This window comes from Aquirufa beregesia (genome assembly GCF_011090385.1).
Lineage (GTDB): Bacteria > Bacteroidota > Bacteroidia > Cytophagales > Spirosomataceae > Aquirufa > Aquirufa beregesia.
The window spans coordinates 408,471-429,245 of the sequence record NZ_SEWW01000001.1 but is presented as its reverse complement, the minus strand read 5'-3'; the positions used below and the strand labels follow the sequence as shown (position 1 = coordinate 429,245).

Sequence of the window (20,775 nt, the reverse complement as noted above, 5' to 3'; positions counted from 1 at the left end):
AAATTCAATAAATTTCGTCAGTAAATAGGCATATATGTTATCTTTGTAACAAGAAAATATGTTCAATTATGTCTGAATTTAATGACTTTACGTGGGTAGAAGGTTCAGAGCCTCATCGTCAACGTACAAGAGAAATTATCAAGAAACACCCTGAAGTAAAAAAGTTAATTGGGAAAAATCCGAACACTATGTGGTGGATTTTGGGCTGTGTAGGTTTGCAAATTACCTTAGCTTATTTTCTGAAAGATTCCCCCTGGTGGTTGATTGTGGCTGTAGCCTGGTTTGTGGGGGCATTCCCAACACATACACTTTTTGTATGCATTCATGAAACGGCCCATAATTTGGTTTTCAAAAAGAATTCATGGAATGTGTTTGCTGGGATAGTAGCCAACTTCCCCTCTTTATTCCCTACGGCCATTTCTTTCAAAAACTACCACTTAAAGCATCATGCTTTTCAAGGGGTACATGAATTGGATGCTGATTTACCAGATTATTGGGAAGCAAAATTGATTAATAACTATTTCATTGGTAAAGCTATCTGGTTATTGTTATTTCCTTTCTTCCAAGCTATCCGTACCATCCGTTGTATTGAGTTAGCCGTATTTGATCGTTGGGTAATCATGAATATTATAGCCCAATTTGCTTTTGATGCTTTGATCGTGTACTTATGGGGTTGGCCCGCATTGGCTTACATGGGCTTAAGTTTCATGTTCTCTGTGGGTTTACATCCACTTGGCGCCCGTTGGATTCAAGAACATTATTTAGTTTTAGATAAAAATCAGGAAACGTATAGTTACTATGGTGGTTTGAATGGCATCAATATGAATGTGGGTTACCACAATGAACACCATGATATGCCATCTATTCCTTGGAATAATCTTCCCAAATTAAAAGCGGCAGCTCCTGAATACTATGATAATTTGAAATATCACACTTCATTTGTCAAATTATTCTTTACTTTCCTATTCTCTCAAGAGGTAGGTTTGTTTTCTAGAATAGCTCGAAAAGAACGGGGTGGGGTTGTATTAACGGATGTTTCAACTCCTGATATTGATTTATCAAAAGAATAAAAAAATCTAGACTACATAGCATTAAAAAGGCCTCACAGAGGCCTTTTTAATGCTATGTAGTAGAATTTCCTGCAATGTGATGCTTTTGACCATGAACAACAATCTCCGTATCATGGCTAGATAAATTTTGAACCTTCACTCCTGCTTGGTTCACTTCTATTTCCAAATGATCATTTCTGAAATTGATTTTAAATCGATAACTCTTCCATTGCTTTGGTAAAAATGGTGCTAAGTGTAATTGATTGTTTTGGACACTTTGTCCAGCAAAACCTTTGATAATCGACATCCAAGTTCCTGCCATGCTGGTGATATGACAGCCATCTTCCGTATCATTGTTATAATCATCTAAATCCAAACGAGCAGCCCGAGTATAGAATTCATAGGATTTATCTTCTTTCCCTAATTTGGCCGCAAGAATGCTATGAACACAAGGACTCAATGATGATTCATGGACGGTTAATGGTTCATAAAATTGATAATTTCTTTCGATTTCATCCTTGGAGAAATCGGTTTCAAAGAAATACATGCCTTGTAGTACATCTGCTTGTTTAATGTAACAAGAACGTAAAATTCGATCCCAAGACCAATGCTGATTAATAGGTCGTTGATAGGCCGGTATTTGATCTACTGGGGCTATAACTTTATCTAAAAAGCCGTCTTGCTGGAGATAAATACCTCTTTTCTCATCCCTTGGAAAGTACATGTGCTGAACAATATGTTCGAATTCAGCTAATTCTCTCACATGAAATTGGCTATTTTCGAATTTCAAAATGGCTTCTTGAGGGTATAAGTTGGTGATTTCTTGATAAACCTCTTGTACATACGCTAAGCACCAGGCTGCTAGGTAATTGGTATACCAGTTATTATTGACATTGTTTTCATATTCATTGGGCCCAGTAACACCCAGCATGACATATTTTTGAAGATTTTCTGACCAATTGACCCGCTGCTTCCAAAAGCGGGCAATAGCTAATAATACATCCCATCCGTAATCTAGTAAATGTCGTTTATCATCTGTGTATTGCACATAATCCTTGATGGCATAGGCAATAGCACCATTTCGATGGATTTCTTCAAAGGTGATTTCCCATTCATTATGACATTCTTCTCCATTCATAGTCACCATGGGATAAAGAGCTGCACCTTGACTAAAACCGAGCTTTTGGGCATTTTCAATGGCCTTATCCAATTGCTTCCAACGATAAATCAAGAGATTTTTGGCTACTTGGGAAGGGGCTGTTGATAAGTAAAAAGGTATGCAATAAGCTTCTGTATCCCAATAGGTAGATCCTCCATATTTTTCACCAGTAAATCCCTTGGGACCAATATTTAAACGATCATCTTTACCTGTATAAGTTTGATTGAGTTGAAATATGTTAAATCGAATACCTTGTTGGGCAGCCACATCTCCTTCAATGATAATATCATTGCTATTCCATTTTTCTGCCCAAGTAGAGGCATGTTCTTGGAGCATTTGATCAAATCCTTTGGCTGTAATTTTTGTTAGATAGTTGGATAGTGAATTTTCAAAATGGGCAGTTGGATGATTTTCTGAACTTAAATTGACCGCGTATTTATATAGTGTAATGGGTTCATTTTCTAGAACTTTAACTTCAAAACCCAAGGAACTATACTTTTCTCTACTATCGCATTGAGCAGCTAAGTTCAACCTTTGTCCGCCTTGGAGTAGATGCACTTCTTGTCCTGTGATGACTTCAAAATTTGTTTTTTTCGTTTTAGACCAAACAAATGAACGATTTCCTTGAGCTTCTACTTTTACTTGATCCCAAAATTTTTCTTGGTAATTAGAATCTTTATTTTGAATATCTCCATCAATAAAAGCCTTGATGTGTATTGAACCAGAGAAATTGATGGGGGTGATTTTATAAGAAATGGCTCCAGATTCATCATCTGCCAAACTGTTGAAGCGTATTGATTCAATTTTCAACCGTTTTTTATTCGATAAGGTGATGTCGCAAGTACGAAGCAAATAACCCTCTTTCATATTCAATTCACGGTAAAAATCATGAATCGTTGCTTGGTGTAGGTCGACCTTCACTCCTTCTATTTCAATATCTATTCCAATCCAATTGGCGGCATTTAATACTTTGGCAAAATATTCTGGATAACCGTTTTTCCACCAACCAACGCGCGTTTTATCTGGGTAGTAAACTCCAGCTACATAATTTCCTTGAAGTGTTTTACCCGTGTAGCTTTCTTCAAAATTGGCTCTTTGTCCCATTCGCCCGTTTCCTAATGAAAAAACGGATTCCGTGATTTCATTGAATTCAGGATGGAAAGAATCTTCTATCACTTTCCAAGCATCGTGTTTTAAATATTGTTTCATAGGGTTCTAATTAGGAGCGCAAATGCATTTATTAGTTAATATTAAAGATGAAGTAGTTCGGAAACTTGTAGGTCAGTAAAAGATGAAATGACTTTATCTGCGCCTTGCAAAACTTTTTGGGAGCCAATTCCTATGACTTTCATCCCTCCCGCTTTAGCGGCGTCTATTCCGGCTTGTGCATCTTCAAATACAATACAATCTGATGCTTGGCAATGTAATGCGGCAGCGCCTTTCAAAAATACTTCTGGATCTGGTTTGCTTTTTGTGACAAGATTTCCGTCAATTATTGCGTTGAACCAAGTGATTAGGCCTGTTTTTTCCAAAATGATACGGGCATTTTTGCTGGCAGAACCTAAAGCAATTAAATACCCTTGTTCTTTTAATTGACTTAAAAATGAAATGACTCCAGGTAAAATTTCGCTTGGATTCATATGCGAAATTAGTTCTAGGTAAGTATCATTCTTTTCTTTTAGCCAACGTTCTTTTTGTTCCTGAGTGGCCTGATAATGAGCCCAATGTAATATTTTTTCCAAAGACTCTACTCGGGATATACCTTTTAGCCCTTCATTTTGTTCATGACTTAATTCAAAATCAAATTGCTTCCCTAAAGTTCTCCAAGCTTGAAAATGGTATATTGCCGTATCAACCAGTACGCCATCTAAGTCAAAAAGACAGGCTTTATATGTCATGCTATATTTTTTAGGGTTCAATGCTATATTTCAAAAATACGAGTTTTCCTCATGGGGAAAAAGCGAAAAATGGCTTATTTGAGCACTTTATCTTGTATTTGAGGAATAATTTAATTTTATTTAAACTAGAATTATTCCTTCCTAAGACTATTTTTTTAGAATTAATTTCCCATTTGATGTAGATGAAAGAGAAAAGCTCCCATAAGTTTATTGTGTATCAAATGATGTTTCACTTATGGGGAAATACCAATACCGATTTAGCTTTTAATGGTTCTTGTCAAAGAAATGGAGTTACCAAGTTTGCTGACGTATCTGTGAAAGCTTTACAGGCCTTGGCTAAAAAGGGATATACTCATTTGTATGCCACTGGAATCATTGAACATGCGACCATGGAAGATTTTTCTGCCTACGGATCGCCCTTGGATCATCCTTCCATCGTTAAAGGTCGGGCAGGTTCTCCTTTTGCTATCAAAGATTATTACGATGTCAATCCGTTTTTAGCTTCTGATCCAGCTAAAAGAATGGAAGAGTTTGAGGAAATGCTGGAGAGGATTCATGCTTGTGGATTGCATTTAATACTTGATTTTGTGCCGAATCATTTAGCTCGTCAATACTATTCAGATAAAAAGCCCCAAGGTGTACTTGATTTTGGTACAAACGATCAAACAGATAAATCTTTTGATCCGAATAACAATTTCTACTATTTACCTGGAACTCAATTTTCCGTTCCGGTAGGATTGGAAATGCCTGTGCCCTACTCTATACCTTATATTGAAATTCCCGCTAAGGTGAGCGGCAATAATGTTTTTTCTGCTCAACCCACTAAGGATGATTGGTTTGAAACGGTTAAGCTGAATTATGGAATCGATTTTCAGCACGGGGAAAAAACTTATTTTGACCCGATACCTGATACATGGTTAAAGCTTTTGGATGTACTTATTTATTGGACTCAGAAAGGTGTCGATTCATTTCGTTGCGATATGGCAGAAATGGTGCCCGTGGAATTTTGGGCTTATGTTATTCCTAAGATTAAGGCTATTAGTCCTCAAGTGACATTTATTGCTGAAATTTATCAACCTTATCGTTACCATGATTATATTTTCCGTGGTGGATTTGATTATTTGTACGATAAAGTAGGTTTATATGATGCCCTGCGTAGATTGATGGAAGAAAGACCTGAGGCTACGGTAGAAGATATTACGCGAGTGTGGCAAAATGAATCTGGTGATTTTTCAGAACATATGTTGCGTTTTTTGGAAAACCATGATGAAACCAGGATTAATAGTCCAGGTTTTGCCCAGCATAATCTATGGTCAACTATTCCAGCTATGGTGATTACCGCTTGCCTGCATCATGGGCCAGTAATGATGTATATGGGGCAAGAATTTGGCGAAGCGGCCAATGAGGTGGAAGGATTTAATTTGGCGCAAGATCGCACAACCATGTTTGATTTTTGGCGGGTAGAAACACATCAAAGATGGATGAATCAAGGGCAATTTGATGGGGCACGATTAACTAAGGAGGAAAAACAATTGGATGATTTTTATGGGCATTTATTCCAATTCGTTCACTCCCAGCCTAGTATTCAAGAAGGGCATTTTTTTGATTTACAATATGCTCAAAATGAGCATTATCCGAAGAGAAAAGTCTATTCATTTTTAAGATATACCTCCAAAGAAAAATTGTTAATCGTATGTAATTTTGATTCTCAACAATCCTATTCATTGGACATTCAAATCCCAACTTTAGCTAGAGATATGATGAAAGTGTCTAAGGTTAAGTTGAAATTAATGCAAGCATTTGTACCTCCAGTAGTAAAGGGGCTAAATCAACAGCCTGATGAGTCTAATTTGCCTCCAAATAGTGCTTATATGTTTAAGATTTCTTAATTCCTTAGATGCATAAATCCATGCGATTTTTAATATTTATACTATTTAGTCTTCTGGTACAGCATGGTATTGCTCAAGAAAAATGGATTCCTTTGGATTTGCAAAGTAGAATAGCTTTAGCGCAGAAAAGTCAAAATCATGTAATTTTGGCCGAGTATTTCTTAGGTAAACCTTATGTGGCCAATGCCCTTTCGGCTGAAAATCCAGAGAAATTATACCTTTCACTGGAAGATTTTGATTGCGTGACATTTATTGAAAATGTGATGTCTCTATACCAATCCAAAGGTCAGGATTCTCTTTACAAGAAAAACTTGATTCATTGGAGATATACCCAACCGAAGGATATTCGCTTTGAAACAAGAAATCATTATTTCTCTGCTGCCATGGAACAATTAATGAAAGACAAATGGATTGTTCCCATACCTACTCATGAAGGAATACAGATAAAGAAAAGTTTTACGTTTTTATCTCAATTTTATCGGAATAAGAATAAGAATATCTCCATTATAGCTTTGGAACAAGTTGAGAAAAATTTGGCATCTGCTCCATTTAGCTATATTCCTTCTGCCAAAGTAAACATGGTGCTGTCGAATTTGAAGGAAGGAGATATCGTTACTTTTGTTTCCAAAAGGAATGGTCTGGATGTACAGCATACTGGATTTCTTACGTTTAGAAAATCAAACTGGTATCTGCTACATGCTTCTCAGGAATTAAAAAAGGTATGTGTGTCGGATAAGAATTTAGTGGAATACATGAAATCACATCCCTCCTTTCTTGGCATTCAGGTTTTTAGACCTAATTTTATTAAATGAAAAAATACGACTTTGATCAAGTGATTGATCGTAGAAATACTTCTAGTTATAAATGGGATAATCCCATGTATGCTGGTAAATCCATGCTTCCAATGCCTGTGGCTGATATGGAGTTTGTGGTAGCGGATGAGATTTTGGAGGCCTTGGATAAGATTACTCAACATGGAGTTTTAGGTTATTCCATCGTGCCAGATTCTTTGAAATTATTGGCTCAAAAAAGGATTCAGGAAGAATATCATTGGACAACTGAATTAGATTGGCAAGTATGGCTACCTGGAATAGTTCCAGGAATTACCTTAGCATGCGATCTTTTTTCCAATGATGCGAGAGGCGTTTTGACAGCCATTCCTGTGTATCATCCATTTCACTTGATTCCTACTTGGTTAAATCGTCCCTTGCTTACTTTTCCCATGGTGGAAAAAGATGGCCGGTGGACTTACGATTTTGTAGCTTTTGAGGAAGCTCTAAAACAAAAACCGGGTGTATTTTTATTTTGTAATCCACATAATCCTGGAGGAACGGTATTTAATCAAGCAGAAATAGATCGAATTGTGGCCTTATGCAAGCAATATGATTGCCTCATCATTTCTGATGAAATACATGCTGATTTGCGTATACATCCCCAATCCAAGCATATTTGTATTGGTCAATACATCGAAGAAATTCCTTCTATTAGTTTTTTCGCTACTTCCAAAGCATTCAATACTGCTGGTTTAGGTGGTTGTGTAACCATTATTCCTCATCAAAAGACTAGAGAAGCTTTTATTAAAAAAACGTTTGGGTATATGCCCATGCTAAGTCGACATAGTATTGATGTGATGTCAGCCGCCTACCTGCATGGTTCCAATTGGCTATCTCAATTATTGCCATATTTGAAACAAAATCACGATTATCTAATGGATTTTGTCAATCAAACTTCAGGATTGGACATGGTTCCTTTGGAAGCCACTTATTTGGCTTGGATTTCTTATGACCCTACTTGGGGAGATTTACCAGAACGACTTTTGGAAAACGGACTACATGTTTTGCGTGGGGAACAGTTTAAAGGAAAAAACTTCATTCGTTTAAATTTTGCTTGCTCTAAGACGCAGTTGCAAGAAGCCTGTCAGATTATTGCCAGTTTGGCGCACTAGCATGGTAAAAATGATTCGCTTTGCTTTATTTCTATTGTTGGTATCGCTGCTCGTTGGACTGATTTTTTATGTACAGCAAGAAGAAGATATTGAAAAGCAATCGAACATTGGATTGGAGGAATTGGATTTGGTACAGCGTTACCAAGACTCTTTAAATAGGTTACAAAAGCCAGTGGAGCATGATAAAATACCAGAATACACCACTAAAATTGAGGATTTTGAAGCGAAGGTAGAAGTGTTAACAGCTAAAATTGTTTTTAGCGTATCCAAGAGTAATCATACGATTTATCGGAGGGAATTTTTGGATGTTAGGTGTAAGCAAATTCTATCTTCTGATTTGAATAGCGACATGCAACCTGAGTTTTGGTTATTAGTCAGCCAAGGTAAAAATAGGTTGATTTATGCTTTTGAATACCAAAAGGGTAATCTGAAAGCTGTTCATTTCCCCGTGCTAAAAGGTCGACAAAACTTTGGGTACGCAGGAAATGATAGTTTACATGTAGATAAATCTTATATTGTAAGGTCATTTGATTTTCGAAATGATCCCTATTCGGACCTTTCCGAAGGAATTAGGGCATGTTATTATAGCTTTGGAACAGACCGAAGCTTTATATTAAACAAAACGTTAGACTTAGAACATATTCAACAATGAGTGAGCAAAAATTACGATCGCAACAATGGTTTGGCAAGACAGGTAAAGACGGATTTATTTATCGTGCATGGATGAAAAATCAGGGTATTCCTGATGATTATTTTCAGGGGAAACCAGTTATTGGTATATGTAATACTTGGTCAGAATTAACCCCTTGTAATGCTCATTTTAGAGAATTAGCTGAATTTGTTAAAAAAGGGGTCATTGAAGCAGGTGGATTTCCAGTTGAATTCCCTGTGATGTCTTTGGGGGAAACATTGATTAAGCCTACAGCGATGTTATACCGTAATTTGGCAAGTATGGACGTAGAGGAATCTATTCGTGCTAATCCAATTGACGGTGTGGTATTGATGTGTGGTTGTGATAAAACCACTCCTTCTTTGGTCATGGGCGCTTGCAGTGTGGATTTACCTAGTTTGGTTATTTCTGGAGGACCTATGATGAAAGGAAAGTTTAAAGGAAAAGAAATTGGTACATCTGATGTATGGCGCTTTGCTGAAGCTTACAAGCTAGGAGAATTATCTCAAGCAGAGTTTATTGAAGCAGAAGCCTGTATGGCTCGTACGCCAGGTCACTGTGCAGTTATGGGCACAGCCTCTACGATGGCTACTATGGTGGAAGCCTTGGGATTAAGTTTACCACAAAATGCAGCCATTCCTGCTGCCGATGTACGTAGAAAAGTCTTGGCTCAGCATTCAGGAAGAAGGATTGTGGAAATGGTGAAGGAAGATTTAAAACTTTCTAAAGTACTTACGCGCGAGGCATTTGAAAATGCCATTCGTGTGAATGCTGCTACAGGAGGTTCCACGAATTTTGTCATCCATCTATTGGCCATTGCTGGTCGTATTGGTGTGGAATTGGATCTAAATGATTTTGATAAATTCTCCAAGCAAATTCCTTTATTGGCTAATATTCAGCCTTCAGGAGAGCACTTCATGGAAGATTTATATTATGCCGGTGGCTTACCTGCTTTGATGAATCAAATGAAGGAATTTTTACATACGGGAATCATTACTGTGAATGGTAAAACGGTCGGTGAAAATATAGCGAATACCCCTATTTATGATTCCAAGATCATATCTACCATGGAGAATCCCTTTAAACCAGATTCTGGAATTGCGGTGGTAAAAGGTAATTTGGCTCCCAATGGTGCTGTGGTTAAGCCAAGTGCAGCTTCACCTGAGTTATATAAACATCGGGGAAAAGCAGTTGTTTTTGAAAATATTGAAGACTATCATGCTCGTATTGATCATCCAGATTTAGATATCGATGAAAACTCGGTGATGGTTTTGAAAAATGTGGGTCCTAAAGGATATCCAGGTATGGCCGAGGTTGGTAATATGGGTATACCTAAAAAACTCTTGGAAAAAGGTGTGAAAGACATGGTTCGTATTTCTGATGGACGTATGAGCGGTACAGGATTTGGAACCGTTGTATTACACGTTTCCCCTGAATCTGCTGCTGGGGGTCCATTAAATTGGGTTCAAAATGGCGATTATATTGCTTTGGATTTAGATAATAGATCCATTCATTGGGAAGTATCTGATGAAGAATTGGAAGTACGTAAACAAGCTCAGCCTTTCCAAGCACAAGCGCATATTCGAGGTTATGTAGGTCTATTTATTGATCGTGTATCCCAAGCCCACGAGGGGGCTGATTTTGATTTCCTAAAAGGAGGATCAGGTTCTGTGGTGACAAGAGATTCCCATTAATTTCAGATAGAAGAGGCCTTATTGACTCAATGAGGCCTCTTTGTTTTATCGATTATTATGTTAAAGTATATTGTTACGGGTGCTGCACAAGGTATTGGATTTGAGATAGTTAAGTCTATTTTATTGCAGGGAGACTATGTTATTTGGAATGATATCAATCAGGAACAAATTGAAAAAGCTCAAGCACAATTACACCACCTTGGACTATATCAATTTTCCAGTATTTGTGCTGATGCTAGTTCCGATGAATTTTTGGACTCGCTCTCCAATCTGATAGATCAAACGCCTGGTACATTAGCTGGATGTGTTTGTAATGCAGGTATCACTACTTTCGGAGATTTTTGGTCTTATACCAAAGAATCATTAGATCAAATATTGAAGATTAACATCAAAGGAACCTTCTTTTTGGCCCAATTGATAGCTCAAAAACTTAGAGACTCAGGAAATGGTGGAAGTATTTTATTGATGTCGTCAGTTACAGGTCATCAAGCTCATCCTGATTTAGCAGCTTATGGAATGACTAAAGCAGCTTTGAATCAATTGGCTAAGAATTTGGTGATTGACCTTTCTCCTTTTCAAATTCGTATCAATACGATTAGCCCAGGAGCAACCTTAACTGAAAGAACGCTTTCTGATCAAGATTATATCAAAGAATGGTCAGCTATTACTCCATTGGGCTACCCAGCCACAGTGGAAGATATCGCGAATGCAGCTTTATTTTTCCTCTCTCCTCTTTCCAAACACATCACTGGCCAGTTTTTAGTCATTGATGGCGGCTGGACTTCGGTGGGGATACCCCCTAATTGAATGATAAATTATAGAATATAAATTGTAAATAGATGATAGTTTTCTTGACTCCTTTTAAATCTGTTTTATTCCCAATATTTATAATCTATATTTTATAATTCATAATTTATTGCCAGTTTTTCTCTAAAAAACCTATCCAGTTTTTGTGACATATTTTTTCAATGTCATGTTCAGAATAGCCTCTGTTGCTTAATAAATTAGGTATTTTTTGTAAATCGGCAATAGATTGAATGTCGTAAGGACATTGTTCAGTTCCAAATCCTCCATCTAAATCTGTACCTAGTCCTACGTGGTCGGTATTTCCAGCAATTTGACAAATATGATCCAAGTGATCAATCATGGTATTCAAGCTCACCTGCATGTTTTGAGGTGTGGAAACACCCCTTACCCAATTAGAAACCATCATCCAGGCATCTAATGGCATGCCTATCACGGCATCCCGACGAATCAATTCTTTGAATTGTTCATCCGTAAATTGGCGATTATGATCTACCAAAACTCTACAATTATGGTGGCTAGCCCAAACTGGGCCATCATAATGCTCCATGGCTTCCCAAAAGCTGTCATCACATAAATGCGTGGCATCAAGAATGATACCTAATTGCTGCATTCTTGTTAGAAGAGCTCTGCCATTCTCGCCTAGTCCCCCTGTAGCATTTGTCCCTTGAGCATATCTTCCAGGTCCATAATGAGCAGGGCCTAAGGCTCTTAATCCGTAGTTATAAGCTATATCTAAATGATCTACAGTAATAATAGAATCTGCTCCTTCTAAACTTAAGATATACCCAATCTTCTTTTTACTGTCTTGGCTGCTATTCCAATAAGTAAGATGATTTTGGAGTTCTTCCCAATTTCGAATAGGACTTAATTCACCTAAAGTTTCTAATGCTTTGTAATAGGCTAATTGCCCTTGAGTTTGTGCCCAGGCTTGTTCAGGCGAATGCCAACCAGGTAAAGTAGAGCTTTTATCGACATATCGAGCAATTTGAGTTGCAACGACAATACCAATATTCCCTGTTCTCAATTCATCCAAAGAAATGACTGCATTGCCTCGATCAGGTTTATCTATCATGCCTTTTTCTCTGTCATTAATATCCTTCAATGAAGATCTTAAATCACGATTCCACTCCAAAGCATTCATGCTGAGGTCTAAATGTGCGTCAAATAATAGCATGTTATATGTTGATTTTTCTGTTTCTAGCTTTTACTTCCCAAATACCGGTAAATATGTCATCTTCTATTACTTGCAAATTAGCATGCAAGGCAACTGTTGGACAAACATGGTAAGGAATCATATAAAACTCCTGACCTATTTCAAATGATTCAGAATCAGGAACTTCGACGATTCCATGTTCTTCACTTTGGCTCATTAACTTAAATTCTGGGTAGTCGACAAATCGAACTCGATTTTCAATGGAATTTTCTGCCGCGACGGATTTATGACCCAAATCCAAGCAAATACTGGTTTTACTTGGTTTGGAAACAATTCTACTGATGATGTAAAGGGCTTGTTCTAGGCTATTTTCAGGATAAAGGGAGCTATATCCTGCATCAAAAAAAACAAAGGTACCAGGACTACACACATAGGCTGGATTCTGATGATGAACTAAAAAACTGGGAGTCCCCCCTACACACAATTCTAAGTCTGGAAATTCAGATGAAATAGATTGAATCAATGCCTCAAATTCAATGAAATCTCTTTGAACATGTACTTTTCTATCCTCTAAATTCACATCACGAATATGTCCATCGTAGGCATGAAGTCCACTTATTTTTAAAGCTGGTAAACTCTTTATTTGATGAATCAATGAAGCTGCCTGTCCTGGAATGATTCCTGTTCGATTCATTCCTACATTTAAGTCGATGAATACATTGATGGACTGTGCATTGTCTTGAAAGATTTGAGAAATAGCTTGAGCGGCATGAAGATCATCGACTAAGCAAGCAAATTGACTTTGGGGATAAGCTTGAACCAAATTAGCCAAACGGACTATATTAGGTCCAGTAGGCTGCATACTTAATAAAATGGAAGGGGCTTGCGATAAAGCGAGTAGTTCAGCCTCAGCTATGGTAGCGCATTTGAATTTGGTTATTCCAGCCTCAAGCAGTAAATCATTAACTTCTTTCGTTTTATGAGTTTTGATATGAGGCCTTAATCGATTCGGATCTCCATCTACCAAACTTAAAACATAAGCAATATTTTGCTTTACCTTTTCAGGAAAGACCAATAGACCTGGACTTTGAATTTCTGTACAATCAATGCTCATCTTATATTAATGCACGATCTAAATGTGTATAACCACCATCTACATGGATTAATTGGCCTGTAGTATGACTTGATTTTTTAGACATCAAAAAAGTAACCATATCCCCTAATTCCTCAGGAGTGGTCATTCTCTTCCCTAATGGTATTTTTTCGGTGATAGAAGCCAAGGTTTCTTCTGGATTGGGGAGGGTTTTTAACCACCTGTCGTACAAGGGTGTATAGCATTCTGCTACGATAACTGCGTTTACACGGACACCCTCTTTCAATAATTCCACTGCCCATTCTCTGGTTAGTGCATTCCTACCACCATTGGCTGCGGCATAGGCAGAAGTGCCACCTTGACCTGTTTCAGCTACTTTTGAACCAATATTGACGATGGCTCCTTTCGATTGGATTAAATGAGGCAAGCAAGCTTTGGCCATCAAATAATAATGAATCAAATTGGAATGTAGCGACTGCATAAATTTTTCATAGCTACCAGTGGCTAATCCTACACCATCATTGATTCCTGCATTGTTAACTAAACCATCAATTTTACCAAAAAATTGATATACTTCATTCACCACACGTTCACATTCTTCAGGCCGGCTTAGTTCAGCTACAAAAGAGAATGCTTGACCACCCGTGGCTTGAATTTTGGCAATGGCCTTTTCATTATCTTCTTTATTCCTTCCCACAATAGCCACCATAGCTGATTCTAAAGCCAATGATTGACTAATTCCTTCTCCAATTCCTTTGGCACCACCAGTTACGATGATGACCTTTTCTTTAAGTCCTAGGTTCATTATAGTTCTACTTGATAGAAAGCTAAACAATTATTTAATTTAATATCTGCTTGTTCTGTTGCAGATAAGTTGGTAATACTTTCATGAAATACTTTCAACCATTTTTCTAGTGTTGAGGCCACCAATACCACTGGGTAATCAGAACCAAATAATAATCTTTTGGGGCCGAATACCTCCAAAGCCACATCGATGGTTTCTTTGATTTCATCTTTTGTCCAATTTGCCCAATCAGCTTCAGTCACTAAACCAGAAATTTTGGCAGAAACATGGTCTAATTTTTGATATCCTCTTAGTTCATTTTTCCAATTTGTTAAGTCTTTAGACTTATAGGGAGGCTTAGCCAAATGGTCTAAAATTAATTTCTGTTCATCTACTTTCTGTGCAAAAGCGACGCTCTCTTTTAATTGATGCGGGTAAATTAAGATATCGTAAGTATAATCAAAGGCAGCTAATTGTTTGACGCCTTGAATAAAATGGGGCCTCTGAAAGAATAATGGGTCTTTTTCTCCTTGGATCACATGGCGGAAACCCACACATTTTTCAAATTGCGAAAAATACTCGAGTCGACTTTCTAGGTGTTCATTTTGTAGATCGGTCCACCCTACTACCCCTTTGATGAAATCATTTTGTTCAGCCAATGCTAAGAGAAAGAGCGTTTCCTCTTCCGACGAATCTGCCTGAACGGCTATGCAGCCATCAATTCCGTTTTTTTCGAATATTATTTGACTTTCATTGGGATAAAAATCAGCTTGAATTTTGGACATATCATCGGTAATCCAAGTATCTCGCTCAGGCTGATAATTCCAAAAGTGTTGATGTGCATCAATCATATTATACTGAGTAGGCAACGGCTTTTTGCTTTTGCTCACCTAAACCATCCATTCCTAAAGTCATGATATCACCAGGTTTTAAAAATACGGGGGGATTTAATCCAAGTCCTACTCCGTGTGGTGTTCCTGTAGAAATCACGTCGCCCGGTAATAAGGTCATAAATTGAGATATATAAGAAACAATTTGTGGCACATTGAAAATCAATTGTTTCGTGTTACTTGTTTGAAAACGTTTTCCATTGATATCTAACCACATGTTTAAGTTGTGCACGTCTTGAATTTCGTCCTTTGTGGCTAAAAATGGTCCTAATGGGGCAAATGTATCACAGCCTTTACCTTTGGACCAATTTCCTCCTCTTTCTAATTGAAACTCTCTTTCAGAAATATCATTGTGTAAGCAATAACCCGCCACATAGTCATACGCTTTTTCCTCGCTAATATAAGAGGCTTTTTTACCTATTACGATGGCAAATTCTACTTCCCAATCCGTCTTAATGGAGTTTTTGGGGATAATGACATCATCAAATGGGCCACTTAAAGCAGATGTGCTTTTGAAAAACAAAATGGGTTCCGTAGGAATGGCAGCGCCTGTTTCTTTGGCATGGTCAGCATAATTTAATCCCACACATATGATTTTAGAAGGGCGAGCCACGCATGAACCAATTCTTTTTGGATTACTTATTTCTTCTAATATTTCGTTGCTAATAATATCTGCCAACTTATCAAGTCCTCCTTGCTCAAAGAAGGCTTCATTGAAATCTTGAAAATAAGTACTGACATCGAAGTATTTACCATCGATTAAAACAGCAGGTTTTTCATTGTTTTGGGCTCCTAGACGAACTAATTTCATGTTAATTTTTGAATTATAAGGGTATTATTTGATGTCCTTTAGTACAGACCACATGGTTTCTGCTAAAAATTTATTTCCAGCTTCATTCAAATGTACTCGATCGCTGGTCAAAATGCCAGACTCTTTATTTTCTGGATTATTGTTTTGCTCAAAGCTTAAAAAGGCTTTTCTTAAATCAATCAAAGCACAATTATTATTTTTTGCAATTCTGCGGATGATATCTGAATAGCGATTTAGATCTCCATCATTTTCGTTTGTTGCATCAAATCGTTCGCCTATTACTGTTGGAGTACAAATAACTACTTGACTGCCAGCTGATTGAATCTTCTTGATTAAAGCATTGTAAAAACGCTCAAACTTATCAGCATCAGTACCCGTTCTGGAAGATGTTTTATGCCAAACATCGTTTATTCCTATGTAAATGACAGTAATGTTGGGTTTTTTGGCCAATAAATCCTCTTCATGACGTAGATACAAATCATAAATTTTATTACCACCTATACCGGCTCCTATTAATTCATATTGATCACCTATACCTTGTGAAGCCAACATACCTTGCAGTTGGGTTATATACCCAGTTTTGGAAACCCCAGCTTGGGTAATAGAATCACCAAAGAAAACGATTTTGATGGGATTAGCTGGACTAAAAGAGCTTAAAGAAGCCATTAATAGGACAATGGAGAAAATCAACTTATTTTTCATGGGATTAATTAATTGTTTAAATAAGTAAAACCTCCATCGATAGGATAATCACAACCTGTGATGAAAGAGGCTTCATCGGAACATAAATATAAGGCTAAATGGGCAATTTCTTCTGGTTGAGCCATACGACCGATGGGCTGAGTCGCTGATAATTTGGCAAACATTTCTTCTTTTTTGTCTGGATAATTTTTGGCGATAAATCCATCCACAAAAGGTGTATGTACTCTTCCTGGAGAAATGCAATTGCATCGGATTCCTTGTTGGATGTAGTCTTTGGCTACCGATTGTGTCATGGAACGAATAGCTCCTTTGGTCATAGAATAACCAAAGCGATCTGGTATGCCCACTGAAGCCGCTACGGAGGCCATATTCATAATCACTCCCTTGGATTGGATTAACATACCGGGAATAAATGCTTGCATACAATGGAAAGCCCCTTTCACATTGACATCAAATATAGCCTGAAAGCCTTCAGAGGTGGTATTTTCTAGATTTCCAATTTGGGCAATTCCTGCATTATTGATAAGGATATCAATGTTTCCTAATTCACTTGCCAAGTTCTTAACGGCTTCTAATTGAGTAATATTGACAATATGAAGTTGGGATTGCTGGGAAATGCTTTTTAATTCTTTTTCCGTTTGACGAGAGCTAGCATTTTCTAAATCAATCATGTGAACTTCTGCACCCTGTTTGGCGAAAAGTAAAGAAATGGCTTTTCCGATTCCAGATCCACCACCCGTAATGACTGCTTTCTTATTTTTTAATGTAAATAACATAGGCTAAAATTATAAAGATACTCCCCTTCTCCAGAACATGAAATCATCTTGTCCAAGCTCCATGGCTTTGGTGTTGATTTCTCCTGAAGCTAAATGAATCACATAATCCAATATTTCTTCCCCCATTTCTTCGACCGATTTTTCACCGGAAATAATAGGACCACAATCAATATCAATGATTTCCGGTAGTTTTTCAGCTAAACGGGTATTGGTAGACAATTTAACCATAGGGCTGATCGGATTTCCTGTTGGAGTTCCTAAGCCCGTAGTAAATAGTTGTACCGTTGCCCCTGCTCCTGCCATACCAGTTGTAGCTAATACATCATTTCCTGGAGTACAAACTAAATTTAAGCCATGTTTTTTAGCGTATTGACCGTAACCTAAGGCATCTACAATGGGTGAAGTTCCTGCTTTCTTGGCAGCTCCAGCAGATTTAATGGCATCAGTAATTAAGCCATCCTTAATATTACCTGGTGAAGGATTCATATCAAAACCTGCACCAACGGCTTCTGCTCTTCTAGCATATTCGCGCATCAATTTACCAAAATTATCAGCTACCGTTGCATCCACCGATCTATTTTGTAATTCCTGTTCTACACCACATAATTCTGGAAATTCAGCGATCATCACGGTGCCACCTAGGGCAACCAATAAATCAGCTGTATGTCCGATAGCTGGATTGGCAGAAATACCTGAGAAACCATCAGAACCTCCACATTTTACCCCTAAACGTAATTTAGAGAGTGGTGTATCTGTTCTATTAATTTTATTGATTTCTACCAGACCTTGAAATGTTTTTAAGATGACTTCACTCAATAAATTTTCAACACCACTACCCTCATCTTGTTGTTGTTCAAAGAAATGTATAGGCTTAGAAAAATTAGGATCAATAGCTTTTAGGCTATTTTTGAATGTTTCAATTTGTGAATGTTGGCAGCCTAAGCTTAACACAGAAATTCCACCCACATTGGGATTGACACAATAGCCCGCTAATAAAGCACAAAGCATGTCAGAGTCATCTTTGCTTTCACCACATCCACTTTCATGACGTAAAAATTTAATTCCATCTACATTAGGGAAAGATTCCGATTTCTGAAGTAATTCACCTTTAAATGTGCTTTTTATTTCGTTTGTTTTTAATTCTTTACCACTTTCCAATTGATTTTTCAATTCAATGACCTGGTCGGTAAATGGGTCATTCTTTTGAAATCCTAAACCTTTGATAAAGGCATTTTTGAGTAATTCTATATTTCGATTTTCACAAAACACTAAAGGAATAACTAGCCAATAATTTTGAGTACCTACCTGACCATCAGGTCTTTGATAACCTTTAAATGTGGAATTTTTCCACCGATCGACATTGGGTGCTTCCCAAGAATATTCTTTCTGTTTTCCTAAAAAATCTTGTGAGGCATGGTGTAAATTAAAAGTATGAATTAATCCACCTTTGGGAATATCTTGGGTAGCCACACCTACTAAAACACCGTACATCGTAGCCGTATCACCCTTAGGAATATCTATTGTACTAAATTTATGTTTAGCAGCAATATCGTCCTTTAATGTAATTTCCTGACCTTGATGTTGTATGATAGTACCAGCTTTTAAGTCTTTTAGCGCAACGAGTAAATTATCTAAGGGGTGTATTTGTAAGTAAGAACGAGACATTAAAATAGTTTTAAATTATAGTTTAAAGATATGTTTAGCTAATACCCACTTAACTCCTTCTGGAGTGCCGGGTATCACTTGCTGAAATTGACTCATGAGTTGTTCCCATGCCTGAACCTTTTTATTCGAGGCATCTAGCTTGCTTTTTTCCTCAAAACTGAAATTGTCATGGGCGACAATCTCCATGACTAGTCGGTTTTCAAAGCGATAAATTTCCATGGATTCAATTCCAGATTCACGGATGCTTTCCGCAATTTCAGCGGGGATGTTTTGGTGATAGTTTTCATAGGTTTGAATAAGTTTAGATTCATTTTTTAAGTCCAGCATTAGCATAAATCGTTGCATAATCCTAGACTTTTTGGATTTTAAATCCCTGGTACGCGTAATATACAATAAACACAAAGCAAAGTAAAGGAATGCCTAATGCTAATGATGGACCTATTTTAAATAGGTAAGCTGTAAATGGCGGAATAATAGCTCCTCCAACAATGGACATAATAAGTAATGACGAGGCTAACTTCGAACCTTCTCCCAAATCTTTACATGCCAGTGCAAAGATAGTAGGAAACATAATGGATTGGAAAAAATATACCATCATTAATGCAATAACTGCTAAGATTCCTCCTCCCAACATAGCAATGATGATGGAAAGAACAGAACCAACGGCATAAATACCTAATACTCGATTTGATTCATATTTACCCATAAAATAGGTACCAATGAATCGACCAACCATAAATAAAATAAAGGCAAATGAAGCATGAAAACTAGCAATTTGAGTAGCAGTCATACTTTCCGTAGTTTGATAAATTTGTTCAACTATCCATAAATTGGAGTCTCTGGCAAAGTCTAATTTGAAGTCAACAAAATTTCCCCACAGCGAAACTTGTGCTCCGATATTGCAAAATTGTGCGATAACGCCTAATCGTAAATGCTTGTTTTTGAGTAAACTAGAAATAGTAATTTTACTGTCACTCGACTTACTTTCTCCTGCCGCTTTTACCTCCGGCATTTTAGTAATGGCGAACAATATGGCAACAATCGCCACTACCAAGCCTATTGCTAAATAGGGTCCTTGAACGGATTCGGCTTGACTGACGCGAATGGCTTCTGCTTCAGCAGCTGGTAACGCTTGAATCATGTCACGAGAATATTCCCGATCCGAAAAAATGAATAAACCACCAATAACTGGACCCAATATCGTGCTTATACCATTGAATGACTGCGCCAAATTTAGTCGAAAATCTCCTTTCTTGGGGTCCCCAAGCACAGTTACATATAAATTAGCAGCTGTTTCTAAAAAGGCAATTCCACTGGCTATCAGAAATAGGGCACCCAAGAAAAAGCTGTATTGTCTTACGGCAGCGGCAGGATAAAATAAAAATGCTCCTGCTGAATAAAGGATTAGACCCATTAATATACCCATTTTATAACCTAATTTTCGCATGACCATCCCTGCAGGAATAGCCATGACAAAATATCCCATATAAAAGGCAGTCTCTACGATATTGGCTTGCCAACGTTGTAAATCTAAAGCTATTTGAAATTGTTTAACTAAGGTTCCATTCAAGCTATTGGCTAATCCCCAAAGAAAAAATAGACTAGTAACTAAGATAAAAGGAAGTAAATAATTAGTATTGTCTTTGCTTTGACTTAGTTCTAATTGTTCTCCAGAGTTAATGGGTAAGGCCATGCAGATACTTTATGTTAAAAGAGTTTAGCAGCTTTAATTTACCTGCTTTTTTTTATTAAATTTAGTTTTATACTAATTATTCTTATGTTAAATGTTA

General features: G+C 37.3%; 19 protein-coding genes. 7 read left to right on the top strand and 12 right to left on the bottom strand.

The annotated features are described in order from the left end of the window. Positions 1 to 68: 68 nt before the first annotated feature. Positions 69 to 1,070, top strand: coding sequence for a fatty acid desaturase (locus EWU23_RS01865; protein ID WP_166228240.1), 1,002 nt, complete (start codon positions 69 to 71; stop codon positions 1,068 to 1,070). Positions 1,071 to 1,122: 52 nt separating this feature from the next. On the opposite strand, the gene EWU23_RS01860 is transcribed toward EWU23_RS01865, so the two are convergent. Together EWU23_RS01860 and pgmB are read right to left on the bottom strand one after the other, a co-directional pair. Then, the gene (locus tag EWU23_RS01860) at positions 1,123 to 3,417 is read right to left on the bottom strand and encodes a family 65 glycosyl hydrolase domain-containing protein (RefSeq protein ID WP_166228238.1); all 2,295 of its coding nucleotides are present in this window, start codon (positions 3,415 to 3,417) and stop codon (positions 1,123 to 1,125) included. Between the two features lie 41 nt (positions 3,418 to 3,458). Further along, positions 3,459 to 4,106: a beta-phosphoglucomutase gene (pgmB, locus tag EWU23_RS01855; RefSeq protein ID WP_166228236.1), complete on the bottom strand. Its 648-nt coding sequence runs from the start codon at positions 4,104 to 4,106 to the stop codon at positions 3,459 to 3,461. A gap of 182 nt (positions 4,107 to 4,288) precedes the next feature. Here pgmB and EWU23_RS01850 point away from each other — a divergent pair, with 182 nt between their 5' ends. Genes EWU23_RS01850 through EWU23_RS01825 form a run of 6 tightly spaced genes read left to right on the top strand, consistent with a single transcriptional unit; the run spans position 4,289 to position 11,111 of the window. Continuing rightward, positions 4,289 to 5,995: an alpha-amylase family glycosyl hydrolase gene (locus EWU23_RS01850; protein WP_166228234.1), complete on the top strand. Its 1,707-nt coding sequence runs from the start codon at positions 4,289 to 4,291 to the stop codon at positions 5,993 to 5,995. A 20-nt stretch (positions 5,996 to 6,015) separates the two neighbouring features. Further along, positions 6,016 to 6,807 (top strand): N-acetylmuramoyl-L-alanine amidase-like domain-containing protein, encoded by a 792-nt coding sequence (locus tag EWU23_RS01845; RefSeq protein WP_166228232.1) that lies wholly within the window; start codon positions 6,016 to 6,018, stop codon positions 6,805 to 6,807. Beyond that, positions 6,804 to 7,940: a MalY/PatB family protein gene (locus EWU23_RS01840; RefSeq protein WP_166228229.1), complete on the top strand. Its 1,137-nt coding sequence runs from the start codon at positions 6,804 to 6,806 to the stop codon at positions 7,938 to 7,940. Before EWU23_RS01845 ends, EWU23_RS01840 begins: the two co-directional genes overlap by 4 nt. Before the next feature lies 1 nt (position 7,941). Continuing rightward, positions 7,942 to 8,592, top strand: a complete 651-nt coding sequence (locus EWU23_RS01835; RefSeq protein WP_166228227.1) for a hypothetical protein — start codon at positions 7,942 to 7,944, stop codon at positions 8,590 to 8,592. Next, on the top strand, positions 8,589 to 10,304 hold the full coding sequence (locus tag EWU23_RS01830) for an IlvD/Edd family dehydratase (RefSeq protein ID WP_166228225.1): 1,716 nt from the start codon (positions 8,589 to 8,591) through the stop codon (positions 10,302 to 10,304). The genes EWU23_RS01835 and EWU23_RS01830 overlap by 4 nt, the downstream gene beginning before the upstream one ends. Positions 10,305 to 10,361: 57 nt before the next feature. Then, positions 10,362 to 11,111, top strand: a complete 750-nt coding sequence (locus tag EWU23_RS01825) for an SDR family NAD(P)-dependent oxidoreductase (protein ID WP_166228223.1) — start codon at positions 10,362 to 10,364, stop codon at positions 11,109 to 11,111. A gap of 106 nt (positions 11,112 to 11,217) precedes the next feature. On the opposite strand, the gene EWU23_RS01820 is transcribed toward EWU23_RS01825, so the two are convergent. The 10 genes from EWU23_RS01820 to fucP are packed head-to-tail and all read right to left on the bottom strand — an operon-like array spanning position 11,218 to position 20,678. Then, positions 11,218 to 12,285, bottom strand: a complete 1,068-nt coding sequence (locus EWU23_RS01820; protein ID WP_166228221.1) for a dipeptidase — start codon at positions 12,283 to 12,285, stop codon at positions 11,218 to 11,220. A 1-nt stretch (position 12,286) separates the two neighbouring features. Then, on the bottom strand, positions 12,287 to 13,378 hold the full coding sequence (locus EWU23_RS01815; RefSeq protein ID WP_166228219.1) for a D-TA family PLP-dependent enzyme: 1,092 nt from the start codon (positions 13,376 to 13,378) through the stop codon (positions 12,287 to 12,289). Position 13,379: 1 nt separating this feature from the next. After that, positions 13,380 to 14,162 carry an L-fucose dehydrogenase gene (locus EWU23_RS01810; RefSeq protein ID WP_166228217.1) on the bottom strand — a complete coding sequence of 261 codons (783 nt, stop codon included), beginning with the start codon at positions 14,160 to 14,162 and terminating at the stop codon, positions 13,380 to 13,382. After that, positions 14,162 to 14,992: an amidohydrolase family protein gene (locus EWU23_RS01805; RefSeq protein WP_166228215.1), complete on the bottom strand. Its 831-nt coding sequence runs from the start codon at positions 14,990 to 14,992 to the stop codon at positions 14,162 to 14,164. The genes EWU23_RS01810 and EWU23_RS01805 overlap by 1 nt, the downstream gene beginning before the upstream one ends. Before the next feature lies 1 nt (position 14,993). Then, positions 14,994 to 15,842: a fumarylacetoacetate hydrolase family protein gene (locus EWU23_RS01800; protein WP_166228213.1), complete on the bottom strand. Its 849-nt coding sequence runs from the start codon at positions 15,840 to 15,842 to the stop codon at positions 14,994 to 14,996. Positions 15,843 to 15,866: 24 nt separating this feature from the next. Further along, the gene (locus EWU23_RS01795; protein ID WP_166228211.1) at positions 15,867 to 16,544 is read right to left on the bottom strand and encodes an SGNH/GDSL hydrolase family protein; all 678 of its coding nucleotides are present in this window, start codon (positions 16,542 to 16,544) and stop codon (positions 15,867 to 15,869) included. 8 nt (positions 16,545 to 16,552) lie between these two features. Then, a complete protein-coding gene (locus EWU23_RS01790) occupies positions 16,553 to 17,320 on the bottom strand; it encodes an SDR family NAD(P)-dependent oxidoreductase (protein ID WP_166228209.1) in 768 nt (255 codons plus the stop codon). 9 nt (positions 17,321 to 17,329) lie between these two features. Further along, entirely contained in the window at positions 17,330 to 18,985 is a 1,656-nt protein-coding gene (locus tag EWU23_RS01785; protein ID WP_166228207.1) for a UxaA family hydrolase, read from the bottom strand. Between the two features lie 15 nt (positions 18,986 to 19,000). After that, positions 19,001 to 19,312 (bottom strand): L-rhamnose mutarotase, encoded by a 312-nt coding sequence (locus EWU23_RS01780; protein ID WP_235942127.1) that lies wholly within the window; start codon positions 19,310 to 19,312, stop codon positions 19,001 to 19,003. Between the two features lie 22 nt (positions 19,313 to 19,334). After that, positions 19,335 to 20,678: an L-fucose:H+ symporter permease gene (gene fucP / locus EWU23_RS01775; RefSeq protein WP_166228203.1), complete on the bottom strand. Its 1,344-nt coding sequence runs from the start codon at positions 20,676 to 20,678 to the stop codon at positions 19,335 to 19,337. Positions 20,679 to 20,775 lie beyond the last annotated feature (97 nt).

Excerpts from the sequence above, each read along its gene's own strand:
- EWU23_RS01865 (WP_166228240.1), top strand. The coding sequence starts at position 69 with ATGTCTGAATTTAATGACTTTACGTGGGTAGAAGGTTCAGAGCCTCAT.
- EWU23_RS01860 (WP_166228238.1), bottom strand. The coding sequence starts at position 3,417 with ATGAAACAATATTTAAAACACGATGCTTGGAAAGTGATAGAAGATTCT.
- pgmB (WP_166228236.1), bottom strand. The coding sequence starts at position 4,106 with ATGACATATAAAGCCTGTCTTTTTGACTTAGATGGCGTACTGGTTGAT.
- EWU23_RS01850 (WP_166228234.1), top strand. The coding sequence starts at position 4,289 with ATGAAAGAGAAAAGCTCCCATAAGTTTATTGTGTATCAAATGATGTTT.
- EWU23_RS01845 (WP_166228232.1), top strand. The coding sequence starts at position 6,016 with ATGCGATTTTTAATATTTATACTATTTAGTCTTCTGGTACAGCATGGT.
- EWU23_RS01840 (WP_166228229.1), top strand. The coding sequence starts at position 6,804 with ATGAAAAAATACGACTTTGATCAAGTGATTGATCGTAGAAATACTTCT.
- EWU23_RS01835 (WP_166228227.1), top strand. The coding sequence starts at position 7,942 with ATGGTAAAAATGATTCGCTTTGCTTTATTTCTATTGTTGGTATCGCTG.
- EWU23_RS01830 (WP_166228225.1), top strand. The coding sequence starts at position 8,589 with ATGAGTGAGCAAAAATTACGATCGCAACAATGGTTTGGCAAGACAGGT.
- EWU23_RS01825 (WP_166228223.1), top strand. The coding sequence starts at position 10,362 with ATGTTAAAGTATATTGTTACGGGTGCTGCACAAGGTATTGGATTTGAG.
- EWU23_RS01820 (WP_166228221.1), bottom strand. The coding sequence starts at position 12,285 with ATGCTATTATTTGACGCACATTTAGACCTCAGCATGAATGCTTTGGAG.
- EWU23_RS01815 (WP_166228219.1), bottom strand. The coding sequence starts at position 13,378 with ATGAGCATTGATTGTACAGAAATTCAAAGTCCAGGTCTATTGGTCTTT.
- EWU23_RS01810 (WP_166228217.1), bottom strand. The coding sequence starts at position 14,162 with ATGAACCTAGGACTTAAAGAAAAGGTCATCATCGTAACTGGTGGTGCC.
- EWU23_RS01805 (WP_166228215.1), bottom strand. The coding sequence starts at position 14,992 with ATGATTGATGCACATCAACACTTTTGGAATTATCAGCCTGAGCGAGAT.
- EWU23_RS01800 (WP_166228213.1), bottom strand. The coding sequence starts at position 15,842 with ATGAAATTAGTTCGTCTAGGAGCCCAAAACAATGAAAAACCTGCTGTT.
- EWU23_RS01795 (WP_166228211.1), bottom strand. The coding sequence starts at position 16,544 with ATGAAAAATAAGTTGATTTTCTCCATTGTCCTATTAATGGCTTCTTTA.
- EWU23_RS01790 (WP_166228209.1), bottom strand. The coding sequence starts at position 17,320 with ATGTTATTTACATTAAAAAATAAGAAAGCAGTCATTACGGGTGGTGGA.
- EWU23_RS01785 (WP_166228207.1), bottom strand. The coding sequence starts at position 18,985 with ATGTCTCGTTCTTACTTACAAATACACCCCTTAGATAATTTACTCGTT.
- EWU23_RS01780 (WP_235942127.1), bottom strand. The coding sequence starts at position 19,312 with ATGCTGGACTTAAAAAATGAATCTAAACTTATTCAAACCTATGAAAAC.
- fucP (WP_166228203.1), bottom strand. The coding sequence starts at position 20,678 with ATGGCCTTACCCATTAACTCTGGAGAACAATTAGAACTAAGTCAAAGC.